This window comes from Stutzerimonas kunmingensis (assembly GCF_021432085.1).
Classification (GTDB): Bacteria; Pseudomonadota; Gammaproteobacteria; order Pseudomonadales; family Pseudomonadaceae; genus Stutzerimonas.
Map to the genome: position 1 here is coordinate 752,531 of NZ_CP090366.1, position 15,896 is coordinate 768,426.

Sequence of the window (15,896 nt, forward strand, 5' to 3'; positions counted from 1 at the left end):
GATCAGCGGGCGTCGGTTTGCGTCAGCACCGTGCGCGACAGGGCCAGGCGCTGGCCCTCGTACAGCACAATATAGGCTGCGGCGGCCACCAGTATGCCGACGATGGGCGCCACCCAGGGCGAGAAGTAGGCGCAGGCAGCGCCCAGCACATAGGCCGCCAGGCCCAGGCTGTTGTACCTGGGCAGGTGCGCTTCGGCCAGCTTCGGGTACTGCCCGCGATGGCGGTAGAAGTAGTCGGCCATGATCACGCCGCCGATGGGCGGGATGATCGAGCCGAGCAGGATCAGAAAGGGGATCAGCAGCTCGTACATGCCGCCCAGCGCCAGCAGCGTGCCGACGAAGGCACCACCAAGGGTTACCAGGCGGCGGCGCTCGGTGCGCAGCAGGTTGCAGCCGGCCGCGGCGAAGTTGTAGATGGTGTTGTCCTGGGTGGTCCAGAGGTTGAGAAAGAGCATCACCACCGCGGCCATCGACAGACCCTGCAGCACCAGCACTTCGACGATATCCGGCTGCTGGTAGACGATGGCCCCGTAGGCGCCGGCGACGATCATCAGGCCGTTGCCGATGAAGAAGCCGGTCAGACTGGCCCATACGGCGACCTTGCTGCTACGGGCGAAGCGCGTCCAGTTGGTGGCCTGGGTCGCGCCGCTGACGAAGGTGCCGAAGATCATGGTGATGGCCATGCCGAGGGTCAGGCTGTCGCCCGGCTGCACCGCCAGCAGGCCGTCCAGCCCGCCAATGTCACGGGTCGCGGTCCACAGCGAAGCGATCAACAGGATCAGCATCGCCGGCACCGCGATGCGCGAGAGCAGGTCGAGGCCCTTGTAGCCGACGAAGGCGGTCAGGCAGAAGCCGAAGCCGAACAGCACCATCAACGGCAGCGTCCAGCTTTCCGGCAACGCCAGCAGGCGCACCAGGACGATGGCGATGGTCGCCGTGCCCCAGGCGTACCAGCCGATCTGGGTGAAGCCGAGCAGGAAGTCGGACAGCCGGCTGCCGACCTCGCCGAAGCAGAAGCGCCCCATCAGCACCGAGTTCAACCCGCTGCGGCAGGCGATCAGCCCAAGCGCGGCGGCATAGAGGCCGAGCAGCAGGTTGCCGATGACCGCGGCCCAGAGCATGGTCTTGAAGTCGAAGGCCAGGCCGATCTTGCCGCCGGCGAACATGGTGGCGGTGAAGAAGGTGAAGCCGAACAGCAGGATGGAGGTGGACCACAGCCCCTTGCGCGCGCCGGCTGGCACTTCGCTCAGGGGGTAGTCGGTATCGACGGGCTGTTTCATCGTGGATGCTCCGCAAGGTGGATGCAGCCAGATTGCAGATGCCATGCCATTGCTGACCGATCGGCCAACTCGGCGCGCGGGGCGATGACGTGGTCATCAAGGCTGGCCCTTGCTGGTGCAACGAGTTGGCTGCACGCACCGGAATGGCGCCCTAGCGCGAGGCTCCCACAAGCGGAGCGACATTCTCTCCGTAGCTGGCCACCGAGTGCGATCCCGACCAGCGCAAGGAATTGCTCCAGGCGCTGCGCGAGCGCGGTGCGGACCTGAACGCGGCGGGCTCCGCTGGGCAATAACGTGGAAAGCCTGGCGCGCGGGGAGGTCCGCACCTGCTGATGGGTTTGGCCCGGACCCTTAGTAGCTTTTGTAGGGCAGGAACTTGCCGGACAGCACGACGTTGACGCGGTCGCCCTTGGGGTCGCTCTGGCGCTGGATATCCATGGAGAAGTCGATGGCGCTCATGATGCCGTCACCGAATTCCTCGTGGATCAGCTCCTTGATGGTGGTGCCGTAGACGTTGACCAGTTCGTACCAGCGGTAGATCAGCGGGTCGGTCGGCACCGCGGTGGGCAGCGAGCCCTTGTAGGGGGCGATCTGCAGCCAGGCGACGGCTTCGTCGGAGAGCTCGAAGAGCTGCCCCAGGGTCTCGGCCTGGGCCTTGTCGAAGGCCATCTGGCCGAGGCAACCGGCGGTGGTCCACTCCTTGGACATACCGATGCTTTCGGCGACATGCGCCCATTTCAGGCCCTTGCGCACCTTGGCGGCGACGATCATCTGGGTGACCTGTTCACGACTGCTGATCATGGCGAATCCTCATCTGTCGAATGCGAGTCGATGGCCGCGCGGGCGCGGCGGGCCTCGGTCGATGCAGGTTCGGTGCCAGGGGTTCAGTCGTATTCGGCCGCCTCGTGCTCACCGAGCAGGCGGCGCTGGCGCGGCGTGGCGGCAGCCAGCACCTCGGGATTGAAGCGGAAGTGCAGGTAGGGCGAGAACTTCTGCGCCACCATGCGCCGACCATAGTGGATCTGCAGCAGGTAGCGGCTGCGTTCGGCGCTGCGGTTGCGGCTGCCGGCGTGCCAGAGGTCGCTGCGAAACAGCAGCACGTCGCCAGCCTTGCACAGCACTGGCTCGGCCGCGCGGCCGTGCCACTGGGTTTCGCCCGGCAGCGGTTTGCGTCCGGCGCGGTGGCTGCCGGGGATGACCAGCGTCGGGCAGAGGTCGGCGTCGATGTCGTCCAGATACAGGTGTGCGGTGCAGACCTGCATCGGCAGCTCGAAGGTGGGGTCGGCGAGCAGGCTTTCCGGCAGCTCCATGGCCAGGTAGTCGGCATGCAGCTCGCCGCCGATAAAGCCCGGGCGGCTGCGCCAGGCGGTCTGGCCGATGATGTGGCAGTCCGTGCCGAGCGCCGCCTCGGCCAGTCCGATCACCCCGGGCAGATCGAGAAAGCGCAGCCAGAACGGCGAGCGATTGAAGACGCACTTGTAGTGGTCGTCGACCAGGCCCTGGTAATCCCAGTGGATGGGTTCGATGGCTTCGCGCAGCGTCGCGATGCCCGCGGGATCGAGTACGGCAGGCAGCAGCACGAAGCCCTGCTGATGCAGGGCGGCGAGCTGTTGCCGAATGGTGACGGAGTCGGTCATGGCATCGGCCGGGTAGAGCGCCAGACTCCAGCATAGGCAGCTCGGCCGCGCGTTGAAAGCCGGTTGAAAGCTTGCGGCGCTACTGTGCCGGCGCTGCTGCGGCAGCCAGTCGCGTGGTCACGAGCCGCGCCTCTGCTCTCTCGCTCCGGCGCACCCGGCGGCGTCGCCAGAAGCGGCGTCACCGGCGCGCACCTTCACATCGTTCAGGCCTGCACCACCCGTGCAATGGCCCTGGCCAGATCGTCCAGGCGCTCGGCATCCAGCCCGGCGACGTTGGCGCGACCGCTTTCCACCAGATACACCGAATCTGCGGCGCGCAGCCGGCGTACCTGCTCGGCGGTCAGGCCGGTATAGGAGAACATCCCCCGCTGCCGGGCGATGTGGGAGAAGCGCTCGGCCAGCCCATAGGGCGTCAGCGCCTCGACCAGCCCCTGACGCAGGCTGGCGATGCGCCGGCGCATGCGCTCCACCTCGTCCTGCCAGATCTGCCGCAGCGGCTCATCGGCCAGGATCGTCGCCACCACCGCGGCGCCGTGGGCCGGTGGCGTCGACCAGAGGTTGCGTGCCAAGGAGGCTAGCTGGCTGCGCACGTCGAGCAGACGCTCGGCATCGCTGGTGACGGCGATCAGCGCTCCGGTACGCTCGCGGTAGAGGCCGAAGTTCTTCGAGCAGGAACTGGTGATGAGCATCTCCGGCAGCGTTTCGGCGAACAGTCGAACTGCCCAGGCGTCCTCTTCCAGTCCGTCGCCGAAGCCCTGGTAGGCGAAGTCGAACAGCGGCAGCAATTCGCGTGCGCGCACCACGTCCAGTACCCGCAGCCAATCGTCGTGACTCAGGTCGAAGCCGGTGGGGTTGTGGCAGCAGGCGTGCAGCAGCACCACGTCGCCAGGCGGCACCTGTTGCAGCGTGGCGAGCATGCCGTCGACATCGAGGCGGTTGTCGGCGCCGACGTAGGGGTAGTGCTGCACGCGCAGGCCGGCGGCGGCGAACAGGGTTTCGTGGATCGGCCAGGTGGGATCGCTCAGCCAGATGCTGCGCCCGGGCAGGCATTTGGCGATGAACTCGCCGGCCAGGCGCAGCGCGCCGGTGCCGCCCGGCGCCTGGGTGCAGCCGGCACGCTGCTCGCCGAGGGCAATGGCGCGGCTGCCGAGCACCTGACGCAGCAAGAGGGCACCGAACTGGGCGTCGCCGTGGCCGCCGATGTAGCTCTTGGTCTGCTCACTGTCCACCAGGCGCTGCTCGGCCAGCTTCACCGCGCGCGGGATCGGCGTCAGGCCCTGGGCGTCCTTGTAGACGCCGACACCCAGGTCGAGCTTGGCCGGGTTGGTGTCGGCGCGATACAGGTCCATCAGGCCGAGGATCGGGTCGCCGGGCACGCGGGGAATCTGGCCGAAGTGCATTACTTGCGGCCCTCCGCGCTGGCGGCGAGCTGGTCAGTACGCGCGGCCATGATGAAGTCGTTGCGGTGCAGGCCGCGCATCTCATGGCTCCACCAGGTGACGGTGACCTTGCCCCATTCGGTGAGCAGGGCGGGATGGTGGCCGACCTCCTCGGCGATGGCGCCGACGGCATTGGTAAAGGCCAGGGCGTGGCGGAAGTTGCGGAACAGGAAGACACGCTCCAGCTCCATGTGGTCGCCGCGCACTTCGATGTTCCAGTCGGGGATTTCGCGGATCAGCTCGGCCAGTTCTTCATCGGACACTTTGGGTGCATCGGCGCGGCAGGCTTCGCATTGGGCTTGGGCGAGGGCGGTCATGTTAGTGGTCCTTTTGTTTGATGATTGGAAAGGGTAGGTGAAATGGCGAGGCTTACTGGCCGCGTGGATAAGCCTTCGGCGTTATCCACCCTACAAAGTAGGAGGCTTCGCGGCCAGGTTCCTTCCGCAGGGTTTAGATCAGCGTAGGGTGGATGGCCACCCCGTGGAAAACCGCGAAGCGTTTTCCACGCGTCGGCTTCGACCAGCGAAACGCGTGGACAAGCCTGCGGCGTTGTCCACGCTACGCCGCCTTCGGCGGAAACTTCGGCTGGTGCAGGCCCATGCGCATGGCCTCGCGCACCATCGCCATGATGTCCTGCTGGGCGAGGTCGAACAGCTGCTTGAGGTCCGGCAGGACGAAGTACAGCGGCTGCAGGATGTCGATGCGATAGGGCGTGCGCATCGCCTCCAGCGGGTCGAACGGCTGGTGCTCGGGTTCGGCGGACAGGCTGTAGAGCGTTTCCTTCGGCGAGGAAAGGATGCCGCCGCCATAGATGCGCCGGCCGGCGGGCGTATCCACTAGGCCGAACTCGACGGTCATCCAGTACAGGCGGGCAAGGAACACCCGCTCCTCCTTGCTGGCCTCGAGGCCGAGCTGGCCGTAGGTGTGGGTGAATTCGGCGAACCAGGGGTTGGTCAGCAGCGGGCAGTGACCGAAGATCTCGTGGAAGATGTCCGGCTCCTGCAGGTAGTCCAGCTCTTCCGGGGTGCGGATAAAGGTCGCGACGGGAAAACGCTTGCTCGCCAGCAGTTCGAAAAAGCGCTGGAAGGGGATCAGCGCCGGTACGCGCTCCACTTGCCATCCCGTGGTGGCGGCCAGCACGCGATTGATCTCGCCGAGCTGCGGGATGCGCTCGTGGGGCAGGGCGAGCTGCTCGAGGCCGTCGAGGTACTCGTCGCAGGCGCGCCCGTCGAGCAGTTTCAGCTGACGCTCGACCAGCGTCTGCCACACCGCGTGCTCGGCGTCGGGGTAATGAATATGCCCCTGCGCGTCCGGTTCGCGGGCTACGTAGTGGGTGGTCTTCATCGCTTCTCCTGGGCCGCTTGGGCATCTTGTTGTTGCCTTCATTCGAACGCGAAGGCGTGCCGCAGGGGAGAGGCGCTGTGGCGCAATGTCGCATGTGCGCGGTGTTGCGCTGTAAGAAATCCATGACAGGGAGATCGGCAGCCGGATCGGCGGCGTTGCCAATCGAGCAAACTGTCAAATAATCTTGACGATAATTTGCGCTGCACTGCAGCGCCGGCCCCACAACAAAACAACAGGGCTTCGCCATGCGTATCAAGATTCTCTGCCAGAACCGCGTCGGCATCCTGCGCGACATGCTCAACCTGCTGGTCGACTACGGCATCAACGTCGCCCGCGGCGAGGTCGGCGGCGAGCAGGGCAACGCCATCTACCTGCACTGTCCCAACCTGATGAACCTGCAGCTGCAGGCCCTGCGGCCGAAGATCGAGGCGCTGCCCGGCGTGTTCGAGCTACGCAAGGTCAGCCTGATGCCCAGCGAGCGGCATTCCCTGGAACTCAACGCGCTGCTCGGCGCGCTGGAATTCCCGGTCCTGTCCATCGACATGAGCGGTGCCATCGTCGCCGCCAATCGTGCCGCCGCGCAGTTGCTCGGCGTGCGCGTCGACGAAGTGCCGGGCATGAGTCTGTCGCGCTACGCCGAGGACTTCGACCTGCCCGAACTGGTGCGTGCCAACAAGGCGCGGATCAACGGCCTGCGGGTGAAGATCAAAGGCGACGTGTTTCTCGCCGACATCGCCCCGCTGCAATCCGAACACGACGACAGCGAGGCACTGGCCGGCGCGGTGCTGACCCTGCATCGCGCCGACCGGGTCGGTGAACGCATCTACCAGGTGCGCAAGCAGGAGCTGCGCGGCTTCGACAGCATCTTCCAGAGCTCGAAAGTGATGGCCGCGGTGGTGCGCGAGGCACGGCGCATGGCACCGCTGGATGCGCCGCTGCTGATCGAGGGCGAGACCGGCACCGGCAAGGAACTGCTGGCGCGCGCCTGTCACCTGTCGAGCCCGCGTGGGCAGTCACCCTTCATGGCGCTCAACTGCGCCGGCCTGCCGGAGTCGATGGCCGAGACCGAGCTGTTCGGTTACGGCCCCGGCGCCTTCGAAGGCGCGCGGCCGGAAGGCAAGCTCGGCCTGCTGGAGCTGACCGCAGGCGGTACGCTGTTTCTCGATGGCGTCGGCGAGATGAGCCCGCGGCTGCAGGCCAAGCTGCTGCGCTTCCTGCAGGACGGCGGCTTCCGTCGGGTCGGCAGCGACGAGGAGGTTTATCTCGATGTGCGGGTGATCTGCGCGACCCAGCTCGATCTCTCCGAGCTCTGCGCCAGCGGACAGTTTCGCCAGGATCTGTATCACCGGCTTAACGTGCTATCGCTACATATTCCGCCGCTGCGCGATTGCCTCGACGGCCTGCAGCCGCTGGCGCTGCACTTCATCGACCAGGCCAGCCGGCAGATCGGCTGTCCGCTGCCGACGCTCTCGCCGCAGGCGCTGGAGCGGCTGGCCGGCTACCACTGGCCGGGCAACGTGCGGCAGCTGGAGAACACCCTGTTCCAGGCGGTTTCGCTGTGCGAGGGCGGCACCATCAAGCCCGAGCACATCCGCCTGCCGGGCTACGGCGCGGCGCAGCCGCTGGGCGATTTCTCGCTGGAGGGCGATCTGGCGAGCATCGTCGGGCGCTTCGAGAAGGCCGTGCTGGAAGGGCTGTACAAGCAATTCCCGAGCAGCCGCCAGCTGGGCAAGCGGCTCGGCGTGTCGCACACCACCATCGCCAACAAACTGCGCGAGCATGGGGTGGGCAAGTCGGAGGGGTGAGGTACGCCGCGCCGTCTCGGCTGGGCCCGTTTGGCCGCGCCCAGTTGATTCGTGGGCAGCCCGCGCGCTATGCCGGCGGGGGCATCAGGTCTTGGGGGCGCACTTGCACATGCGCAGCATCAACCTCAGCACTCGATGATGTTCACCGCCAGCCCGCCACGGGCAGTTTCCTTGTACTTGCTCTTCATGTCGGCGCCCGTCTGGCGCATGGTGCGGATCACCTTGTCCAGTGAGATGAAGTGGCTACCGTCGCCACGCAGGGCCATGCGTGCGGCGTTGATCGCCTTCACCGCGCCCATGGCGTTGCGCTCGATGCAGGGCACCTGAACCAGCCCGCCGACCGGGTCGCAGGTCAGTCCCAGGTTATGCTCCATGCCGATCTCGGCGGCGTTTTCGACCTGTTGCGGCGTACCGCCGAGCACTTCGCACAGCGCCCCGGCAGCCATGGAGCAGGCCACGCCGACCTCGCCCTGGCAGCCAACCTCGGCCCCCGAGATCGACGCATTTTCCTTGTAGAGGATGCCGATGGCCGCCGCCGTCAGCAGAAACCGCACTACCCCATCCTCATTGGCACCACGAATGAAGCGCATGTAGTAGTGCAGCAGCGCCGGTACGATCCCGGCGGCGCCGTTGGTTGGCGCGGTGACTACGCGGCCGCCGCTGGCGTTCTCCTCGTTGACCGCGAGGGCGTAGAGGTCGACCCAGTCGAGTACGCTCAGGGCATCGCGCAGATTGGCTTCCGGGTGTTCGCTGAGCTGACGGTACAGCCCGGCGGCACGGCGCTGGACCTTGAGGCCGCCGGGCATGACGCCTTCGGTGCGGCAGCCCGCTTTGACACAGTCCTGCATCACCTGCCAGATGCGCAGCAGGCCGGCGCGGGTTTCCGCCTCCGGGCGCCAGGCCGCCTCGTTGGCCAGCATCAGCTGACTGATGGACAGCCCGTGCGTGGTGCAGTGCTGCAGCAGCTCGGCGGCACTGTGGAAGGGGTAGGGCAGCGTGGTGGCGTCCTCGACGATGCGGTCGTCGCCGGCGGCCTGCTCGTCGATCACGAAACCACCGCCCACCGAATAGTATTCGCGGCTGCGCACCTGCAGGCCGGCGCTGTCGAAGGCGCGGAAGATCATGCCGTTGGGGTGGAAGGCCAGCGGCTTGCGGATGAATTGCAGGTCGTTGCTGATATCGAAGTGGATGACCTTCTCGCCGAGCAGGCGCAGCTCGCGGGATTCACGCATCGCTGCCATGCGCTGGGGAATGCTTGCGGTGTCCACGCGCTCCGGTAGCTCGCCCTCGAGCCCCAGTAGCACAGCCTTGTCGCTGCCGTGGCCCTTGCCGGTGGCACCGAGCGAGCCGTACAGCTCGACCCTGAGGTGGTCGGTGGCGGCGAGTAGTTCCTCGTTGCGCAGACCCTCGGCAAAGCGCAACGCCGCGCGCATCGGTCCGACGGTGTGCGAGCTGGACGGGCCGATGCCGATCTTGAACAGGTCGAAGACGCTGAGTGACATGAGGTGCTCCGCTGCGAGGCTTGTCTAAGTCTAGTGGCCTGTTTGGTAAGTTCAGTGGGTCAATTTCGGCGCCCATGGCCCCGATACTGCGTTGCTGCTCCTTACCATAGCCCGCTATGACTCGTCGCAGCGCCCTGTCTTGGAGTCATGTTCATCCGAGCTTGCCTCAACCAACTCACCGCACAGGCCGCTGGACCTTCGGTGGCGCATGGATGTTGCCGGGTTCGGCCGCGGCACGATTCGCCGGCCGGAGGCTTCTGCGCGAACTGCTCTAGGCGCGGGTAGCCGCCGAGCCACCCCAGGGGTTGGCTTCCAGGCTGTTGTGTACGGCGGTCGCGGCCTGCGCGGCCTGGCCGATGGCGACGCTGATCTGCTTCAGGCCCATGGTCACGTCACCGATCGCATAGAGGCCGCGTAGCGAAGTCTGCCGATGTCCGTCCACATTGACGCCGCCGCACTCGTCGCAGTCGAGGCCGAGCTGCACGGCGAGTTCGGAGCGAAAGCGCGCACCGAGACTGGGGTAGATGATGTCGAAGTGGTGCCGCTCGCCGCGACAGGTCAGCAGTTCGATGCCGGTCTCGCAGGGGTGCAGGGACTCGACGCGGTCGCCGATCAGGCGAATGGCGTAGTGCTCGGCCAGGGCGATGGCCTGATCGCAGGCATCCTGCTCGCCATGCACGATCACGGTGACCCGGTCGGTGAAGGTGCGCAGGAACACCGCGTGGGTGATGGCGCTTTCCGCCTCGCCGTAGACCGCGACGTTGTCGCCATTGACCTCGTAGCCATCGCAGATCGCGCACAGCCGCACCTTGCCTTCGTCGATGGCCTTTTCGACGCCGGGCATGTCCGGCAGCGTGTCCTCGATTCCGGTGGCGAGAATGATCCGCCGCGTTATGCACAGGCGATCGCCGTAGCGCACGCTGAAGCCTTCGGCGTGGGGCTCGATGTGCTCGACGTGGCCCTGTTCGAGGCGGGCGCCATAGCCGCTGGCCTGTTCGCGCAGCCTTGCCAGCAGGTCGTTGCCGTTGATGCCCGGTGGAAAGCCCGGGTAGTTGCGCGAGCGCGGAATCCACGAAGCCCGGCTCGAGCCGGCGTCCACCACCATGCAGCTGCGTCGGAAGCGCGCCAGGTACAGTGCCGCGGTGAGGCCCGCGGGGCCGCCGCCGACGATCAGGCAGTCGATCACGATGGGTTGCGGGTCGGTTTGTGCGGGCGTCATTGCATTGGCCAGTGGCGGGGCGTTGCCAGTAGAAGCCGGAGGCGGCGATAAAGTTCGCCGAGGTTGAACGATGCAATGTCCGGTTTTGAGAGCTGGTCGGAGCTTCAAGCCTTGTGCCAGAGCCGCTGATAGCCAACACTTCGCGGCTCGATGACCGGGCATATCCAACCGATACTGAACAGTCACCGCCATTCCAATAAAGATCAGCCTGCGAATTCGTTCGCCGTGCGCTGATCCCGCGCTACACATCTCGGCAACGCCCTACCAGGCGTGGGCTGAACCACATCCAATCGCAAAACCACTCGAACGGAGCTCACGAGGCGCCGTGCCGAGCTTATTTCCCGTGGGGGTAAAAAGTTGTTCAAGTCTCTGGTTGTTGCGCCCTGTGCGGCGCTGTTCCTGCTGCTGTCGCCAGTCATCACGCAAGCCGCGGAACCCATCGTCATCAAGTTCGCCCACGTGGTCGGCGACGACACGCCGAAGGGCAAGGGCGCGCTGCTGTTCCAGAAGCTGGTGCGCGAGCGCCTGGCCGGCCAGGTCGAGGTCGAGGTGTACCCGAATTCGACGCTGGTCGGCGACGCCGACGAGATGCAGGCACTGCTGGACAACAAGGTGCAGATGCTGGCGCCCTCGCTGTCCAAGTTCATCGAGTATTCGCCGAAGCTGGAAGTGTTCGACCTGCCGTTCCTGTTCGATGACGAGGCGGCCGTCGCGCGTTTCCAGAAACGCGAAACCAGCCGCGAGCTGCTGCGCTCGATGGCCGATCGGGGCATCTACGGGCTGGCCTACTGGAATAACGGTCTCAAGCAGCTGTCGGCCAATCAGCCGCTGCGCAATCCGGCCGATGCGGCGGGTCTGGCGTTCCGTATCCAGCCGTCGCCGGTGCTCGAGGCACAGTTCGCCGCGGTGGATGCCAAAGCCGTGCGCCTGCCGTTCTCCGAGGTGTCCAAGGCGATGCAGAGCGGCACCGTGCAGGGCACCGAGGGGCCCTGGTCGAACATCCGCGGACAGAGCGCCGGCAGCCAGCAGAGCTATGTCACCGAAACCAACCATGGCGTGCTCAACTACATGCTGGTGACCAACTCCAGGTTCTGGACCAGCATTCCCTTTGCGGTGCGCTCGGAGCTGGACGGCATCCTGCTCGAGGTCACCCAGACGGTGAACGCCGAGGCCGCCTCGATCAACGCGCGTGAACGCGAACAGCTGCTCGCCAGTGGCGGCGCCACGCTGGTCACCCTGACGCCGGAGCAGCGCCAGGCCTGGCGGGCGAAGATGCAGCCGGTGTGGAAGTCGTTCGAGGCGCAGATCGGCAGTGACATCCTGCGCGCGGCGCTGACCGTCAATCGTCGCTGACCCGACCGCTCCGGCCTCTGCTGCCGGAGCGTTCCCGCAGGCCCTGTGGCAAAGCCTGCCGAATTACGACCAAAGTCTCGTTTTGAGAGCTGGTCGGGCTTTTTCGGCCTTGTGCCGCACGCGTTGATCACTAAGACTTTCGTCTGGCTGGCGACGGCTCTCGCGCCGATTTCCCCGCCAGCCACATTCCAATAAAGGCCAGCCGGCGACTGCCACACGCGCTGATCTGGCCGCCTCAGATAAAAGACCGGCTGCGCGCCTGCGCCAGCCCAGGCCTTATCAAAATCGATCAACTACTCGAACGGTGCTCACGAGGCGCCTTCGGGCTTTTCCCGTTGGGGGTCAGATGTACAAGTCTTGTGTCGCTGCGCTGATCGCAGCCCTGTATTGGTTGAGTGCTCCGGCGATGGCCGCCGATGCGCCGATCGTCATCAAATTCGCCCACGTGGTGGCGGACGACACGCCCAAGGGCAAGGGCGCGCTGCTGCTCAAGCAGCTGGTCGAGGAGCGCATGGCAGGCAAGATCAAGGTCGAGGTCTATCCGAACTCGACCCTGGTCGGCGATGCCGAGGAGATGCAGGCACTGTTCGACAACAAGGTGCAGCTGCTGGCGCCGTCGATGTCGAAGTTCGCGCCCTACACCAAGAAACTGCAGCTGTTCGACCTGCCCTTCCTGTTCGATGACGCCGAAGCGCTGCAGCGTTTTCAGAAGCGCGAGGCGGCGCGTGAGCTGCTGCGTTCGATGGCGGCCCATGGCGTCTACGGCCTGGCTTACTGGAACAACGGCCTGAAGCAGCTATCCGCGACCACACCGCTGCGCAAGCCGAGCGATGCCAGTGGGCTGGCCTTCCGCATCCAGCCGTCGCCGGTGCTCGAGTCGCAGTTCGCCGTCGTCGGCGCCAAGCCGGTCGTGCTGCCGTTCGCCAAGGTCTATGAATCGCTCAAGGGCGGTGTGGTCCAGGGCGCCGAGAATCCCTGGTCGAACATCCTCAGCCAGAACATGCACAGCGTTCAGCCGTACATCACCGAGAGCAACCACGGCGTGCTCGACTACATGCTGATCACCAACAACGAGTTCTGGTTGAGCATGCCCTTCGCCGTACGCTCGGAGCTGGAGGGCATCATTCTCGAGGTGACCCAGGCGGTGAACCGAGAGGCCGCGGCCGTGAATCGCCGCGATCGCGAGCGCATTCTCGCCAGCGGCAGCAGCCAGCTGATCACCCTGACGCCGGAAGAGCGCCAGGCCTGGCGCGAGCAGATGCTGCCGGTCTGGAAAACCTACGAAGCGGAAATCGGCGCCGACCTGATTCGCGCGGCCATGACGGTCAACCGTCGCCGTTGATCCTTCCGTCCAGTTCGCCGGCAAGGCAGGCCGGCGAGCTGGGACGCTCCAGTCGCTGCATTTCCTCCTCCAGCCATTCGGCCAGCACCCGGGCATTGTTCTGACGCTCGTCCTGGGCGGCGTAGATCAGCGTCAGCGTGCCGCGCCCAGCCATCTCCAGTAGCGCCCACCAGTGTTCGGGGTGGCCGGCCAGTTCGTCCCGATAGCGCTGGCAAAACGTCGCAAACCCGATCTCCCCGCCCTTGAACGCCTTGCGCAGTGCCGTGGAAGGCGCCAGGTCCGGCAGCCATGCGTGCAGTCCCAGGGTGTCCTTGCGGCAACCCCTTGGCCACAACCGGTCGACCAGTATGCGCTGGCCGTCTTCCAGCGACGGTGGTTCGTATGCGCGTTTGCACTGAATCATCAGACCTCCGGAGCCTGCCTCTGAGTCTAGGTAAAAGATACTGGCGCGCCAGGGTTAAAAATACTCTGTGAATGGTTTTTATGACTTATAGCTTGCTGGTCATATCTACCATTAGTTTATTATCTATTTGATTTTATTGAGTTAAATATTGGGCATGCTTTGTGAAGAAGAGAATGGGTGCAACTCATTACTCGATAGGAGCGTGACATGAAAAAGGCAATGGTTCTGATGGCAGCAGCAGCGATTCTGGCAAGCGGTCTGGCCAGCGCAGACGAGGTTCTGGAAGTGCATGAGGACCGCGCGGTCGGCGGTGGTTTCGGTGGGCTCAGTGGCTTCATGCTCGGAGCTGCGGCGGGTGGCCCGGTCGGGGCGCTGGTCGGTGGCGGCATCGGCTACCTGATGGGGCAGGGCGCGCAGCAGGCTGCCGGGCTCGAGCAGACGCTGTATGTGGTCAAGCGCGAAGATGGCAGCGTTGCTCGCATTCGTACATCCGATGACCGCTTCCTGCAGGGGCAGCACATCGAACGTGACGGCGCGCGGATCACCGCGGCGGCGAAATGACGGCGGGCAGGTAGTCCCGCGGCGGGTGTTGGGGGATGATCGCGGCTGACTGACACCGAGGAGGCGCTGATGAGTTATTCCGTTCTGCACGTGGTGCATCTGCTGGCCGCGATCTTCTTCATCGGCACGCTGTTCTTCGAGGTGATGATCCTTGGCCGCATCCGCCAGCAGGTCGGCGAGCAAGTCATGCCGCTGGTGGAGCGTGCGGTCGGGGCGCGTTCGCGGGTGGTACTGCACTGGGTGGTGCTGTTCGTCTACGGTGCCGGCATCGGCCTGGGCTGGTATCACCGCGAGGCGCTGGCCGATCCGTTTGCCAGCAGCTTCGCCACCTTGCTGGCGCTGAAGATTCTGCTGGCGATCGGCGTGTTCATCACCTTCGGCCTGGTCGCCGTCCTGCTGCGCAAGGGACGCATGACGCCCACCCGCTACCGTGCCATCCACTGGGCGATCCTGCTGCAGATGATCGGTATCGTCGTGCTCGCCAAAGGCATGTTCTACCTGCACTGGTGAGGCTGCGCTGCATACCAGTTTTGCCAGTCGCAGTCATGATCAGGGTCAATTCGGCTGGCGCTTCGCTCCGTGCTTATCGGGCCTGATTCAGTCGCCGTAGCCTCGTTGCTTTAGCGGCAGCGGGGGCTAAGGTGGCTGCATCGTTTCCCGATCAGCAGAGGTTAGCCATGGATTTCGCCTACAGCCCACGCGTCGAGGCGCTGCGCCAGCAGCTGCGCGCCTTCATGGACCAGCACATCGTGCCGCGCATCGGGGCCTGGCACGCGGAGGTGGCGGCGGGGCAGTACCCGGTGTCGTTCATGGACGACCTCAAGGCGCTGGCCCGTTCGGAAGGGCTGTGGAACCTGTTCCTGCCGTCGCTCGGCGAAGACGAGCCGGGCATGGGCCTGAGCAATCTCGAGTACGCGCCGCTGGCGGAAATCATGGGGCGCGTGCACTGGGCTTCGGAAGTGTTCAACTGCAACGCACCGGACACCGGCAACATGGAGCTGCTGCACATGTTCGCCACGCCCGAACAGCGTCAGCGCTGGCTCACGCCGTTGCTCGAAGGCGAGATCCGCTCGGCCTTCGCCATGACCGAACCGGACGTGCCGTCTTCCGACGCTACCAACATCCAGACGCTGATCCGTCGCGACGGCGACGACTACGTGATCAACGGTCGCAAGTGGTTCATCACCAACGCCTCGCATCCCAACTGCAAGCTCTTGATCGTCATGGGCAAGACCGACCCGAACGCCGAGACCCATCAGCAGCAGAGCATGATCCTGGTGCCGTTCGACACGCCCGGTGTCGAACTGGTGCGTAACATCCCGGTGATGAACCACATCGCCCCGGAAGGTCACAGCGAACTTCTGCTGCGCAATGTGCGGGTGCCGGCGAGCAACCTGTTGGGCAGGGACGGCGACGGCTTCATGATGGCGCAGGCGCGCCTGGGGCCAGGGCGCATTCATCATTGCATGCGCTCGATCGGCATGGCCGAGCTGGCGCTGGAACTGATGGTCGAGCGCTGCCAGGAGCGCAAGGCGTTCGGCAAGTACCTGCAGCAGTATTCCAATGTCGCCGACTGGATCGCCGAGTCGCGTATCGAGATCGAGCAGGCGCGACTGCTGGTGCTCAAGACGGCCTGGATGATCGACGAGGTCGGCGCCAAGGCGGCGCGCAAGGAAATCTCCATGATCAAGGCGCTGGTGCCGCGCATGCACATCAACGTGGTCGACCGCGCGATCCAGGTCTACGGCGCCATGGGCCTGACGCCGGACACGCCGCTGGCCGACATGTGGACCGGTGGCCGCGCCCTGCGCTTTGCCGATGGCCCGGATCAGGTGCATCTGCGTAGCATCGCCAGGATGGAAATCAAGGCCAGTGAAGCCACGCGCGGTGCGACGGCGGCCTATCTCACACCGCCGGGCCGCCACTGAGCGCGTCACCTCCCTCCGGCTGCGCCTGCATGGGCGCAGCTCCCGCTCTGGGCGCTATCCGCGCCGCCTCGCTCGCTTTTTTT

15 protein-coding genes are annotated in these 15,896 nt (G+C 65.4%); 6 read left to right on the forward strand and 9 right to left on the reverse strand.

Going from position 1 to position 15,896, the window contains the following annotated elements; all coding sequences use genetic code 11:
- Positions 1 to 2: 2 nt before the first annotated feature.
- The 6 genes from codB to phhA all read right to left on the reverse strand — a co-directional run bounded on the left by codB (position 3) and on the right by phhA (position 5,700).
- Entirely contained in the window at positions 3 to 1,280 is a 1,278-nt protein-coding gene (gene codB / locus LW136_RS03480) for a cytosine permease (protein WP_230357697.1), read from the reverse strand.
- A 351-nt stretch (positions 1,281 to 1,631) separates the two neighbouring features.
- Positions 1,632 to 2,081 carry a cyanase gene (gene cynS / locus LW136_RS03485; RefSeq protein WP_003279998.1) on the reverse strand — a complete coding sequence of 150 codons (450 nt, stop codon included), beginning with the start codon at positions 2,079 to 2,081 and terminating at the stop codon, positions 1,632 to 1,634.
- Between the two features lie 83 nt (positions 2,082 to 2,164).
- Positions 2,165 to 2,917 (reverse strand): phytanoyl-CoA dioxygenase family protein, encoded by a 753-nt coding sequence (locus LW136_RS03490; RefSeq protein ID WP_230357696.1) that lies wholly within the window; start codon positions 2,915 to 2,917, stop codon positions 2,165 to 2,167.
- A 203-nt stretch (positions 2,918 to 3,120) separates the two neighbouring features.
- The gene (locus LW136_RS03495; RefSeq protein ID WP_230357695.1) at positions 3,121 to 4,317 is read right to left on the reverse strand and encodes an amino acid aminotransferase; all 1,197 of its coding nucleotides are present in this window, start codon (positions 4,315 to 4,317) and stop codon (positions 3,121 to 3,123) included.
- Positions 4,317 to 4,673, reverse strand: a complete 357-nt coding sequence (locus LW136_RS03500; RefSeq protein WP_011914586.1) for a 4a-hydroxytetrahydrobiopterin dehydratase — start codon at positions 4,671 to 4,673, stop codon at positions 4,317 to 4,319. The genes LW136_RS03495 and LW136_RS03500 overlap by 1 nt, the downstream gene beginning before the upstream one ends.
- A gap of 241 nt (positions 4,674 to 4,914) precedes the next feature.
- The gene (gene phhA / locus LW136_RS03505; protein WP_063542015.1) at positions 4,915 to 5,700 is read right to left on the reverse strand and encodes a phenylalanine 4-monooxygenase; all 786 of its coding nucleotides are present in this window, start codon (positions 5,698 to 5,700) and stop codon (positions 4,915 to 4,917) included.
- 245 nt (positions 5,701 to 5,945) lie between these two features.
- On the opposite strand from phhA, the gene LW136_RS03510 reads away from it, so the two are divergent.
- The gene (locus LW136_RS03510; protein ID WP_230357694.1) at positions 5,946 to 7,505 is read left to right on the forward strand and encodes a sigma-54-dependent transcriptional regulator; all 1,560 of its coding nucleotides are present in this window, start codon (positions 5,946 to 5,948) and stop codon (positions 7,503 to 7,505) included.
- Positions 7,506 to 7,630: 125 nt separating this feature from the next.
- Here LW136_RS03510 and LW136_RS03515 read toward each other — a convergent pair whose 3' ends face one another.
- The gene (locus LW136_RS03515; RefSeq protein ID WP_234174678.1) at positions 7,631 to 9,007 is read right to left on the reverse strand and encodes an L-serine ammonia-lyase; all 1,377 of its coding nucleotides are present in this window, start codon (positions 9,005 to 9,007) and stop codon (positions 7,631 to 7,633) included.
- 271 nt (positions 9,008 to 9,278) lie between these two features.
- Positions 9,279 to 10,226 (reverse strand): NAD(P)/FAD-dependent oxidoreductase, encoded by a 948-nt coding sequence (locus LW136_RS03520; RefSeq protein WP_230357692.1) that lies wholly within the window; start codon positions 10,224 to 10,226, stop codon positions 9,279 to 9,281.
- Between the two features lie 357 nt (positions 10,227 to 10,583).
- Here LW136_RS03520 and LW136_RS03525 point away from each other — a divergent pair, with 357 nt between their 5' ends.
- Both LW136_RS03525 and LW136_RS03530 read left to right on the forward strand, forming a co-directional pair.
- A complete protein-coding gene (locus LW136_RS03525; RefSeq protein WP_041016023.1) occupies positions 10,584 to 11,579 on the forward strand; it encodes a TRAP transporter substrate-binding protein in 996 nt (331 codons plus the stop codon).
- Between the two features lie 346 nt (positions 11,580 to 11,925).
- Positions 11,926 to 12,921, forward strand: a complete 996-nt coding sequence (locus LW136_RS03530) for a TRAP transporter substrate-binding protein (protein WP_272877823.1) — start codon at positions 11,926 to 11,928, stop codon at positions 12,919 to 12,921.
- On the opposite strand, the gene LW136_RS03535 is transcribed toward LW136_RS03530, so the two are convergent.
- Positions 12,905 to 13,324, reverse strand: a complete 420-nt coding sequence (locus LW136_RS03535; protein ID WP_146977677.1) for a DUF488 domain-containing protein — start codon at positions 13,322 to 13,324, stop codon at positions 12,905 to 12,907. The genes LW136_RS03530 and LW136_RS03535 overlap by 17 nt on opposite strands.
- 207 nt (positions 13,325 to 13,531) lie before the next feature.
- Between LW136_RS03535 and LW136_RS03540 the strand changes: the two genes are divergently transcribed.
- The 3 genes from LW136_RS03540 to LW136_RS03550 all read left to right on the forward strand — a co-directional run bounded on the left by LW136_RS03540 (position 13,532) and on the right by LW136_RS03550 (position 15,813).
- The gene (locus tag LW136_RS03540) at positions 13,532 to 13,885 is read left to right on the forward strand and encodes a hypothetical protein (protein WP_125859775.1); all 354 of its coding nucleotides are present in this window, start codon (positions 13,532 to 13,534) and stop codon (positions 13,883 to 13,885) included.
- Positions 13,886 to 13,954: 69 nt separating this feature from the next.
- Positions 13,955 to 14,395 carry a CopD family copper resistance protein gene (locus LW136_RS03545; protein WP_230357691.1) on the forward strand — a complete coding sequence of 147 codons (441 nt, stop codon included), beginning with the start codon at positions 13,955 to 13,957 and terminating at the stop codon, positions 14,393 to 14,395.
- A gap of 167 nt (positions 14,396 to 14,562) precedes the next feature.
- Positions 14,563 to 15,813 (forward strand): acyl-CoA dehydrogenase family protein, encoded by a 1,251-nt coding sequence (locus tag LW136_RS03550; protein WP_230357690.1) that lies wholly within the window; start codon positions 14,563 to 14,565, stop codon positions 15,811 to 15,813.
- Positions 15,814 to 15,896 lie beyond the last annotated feature (83 nt).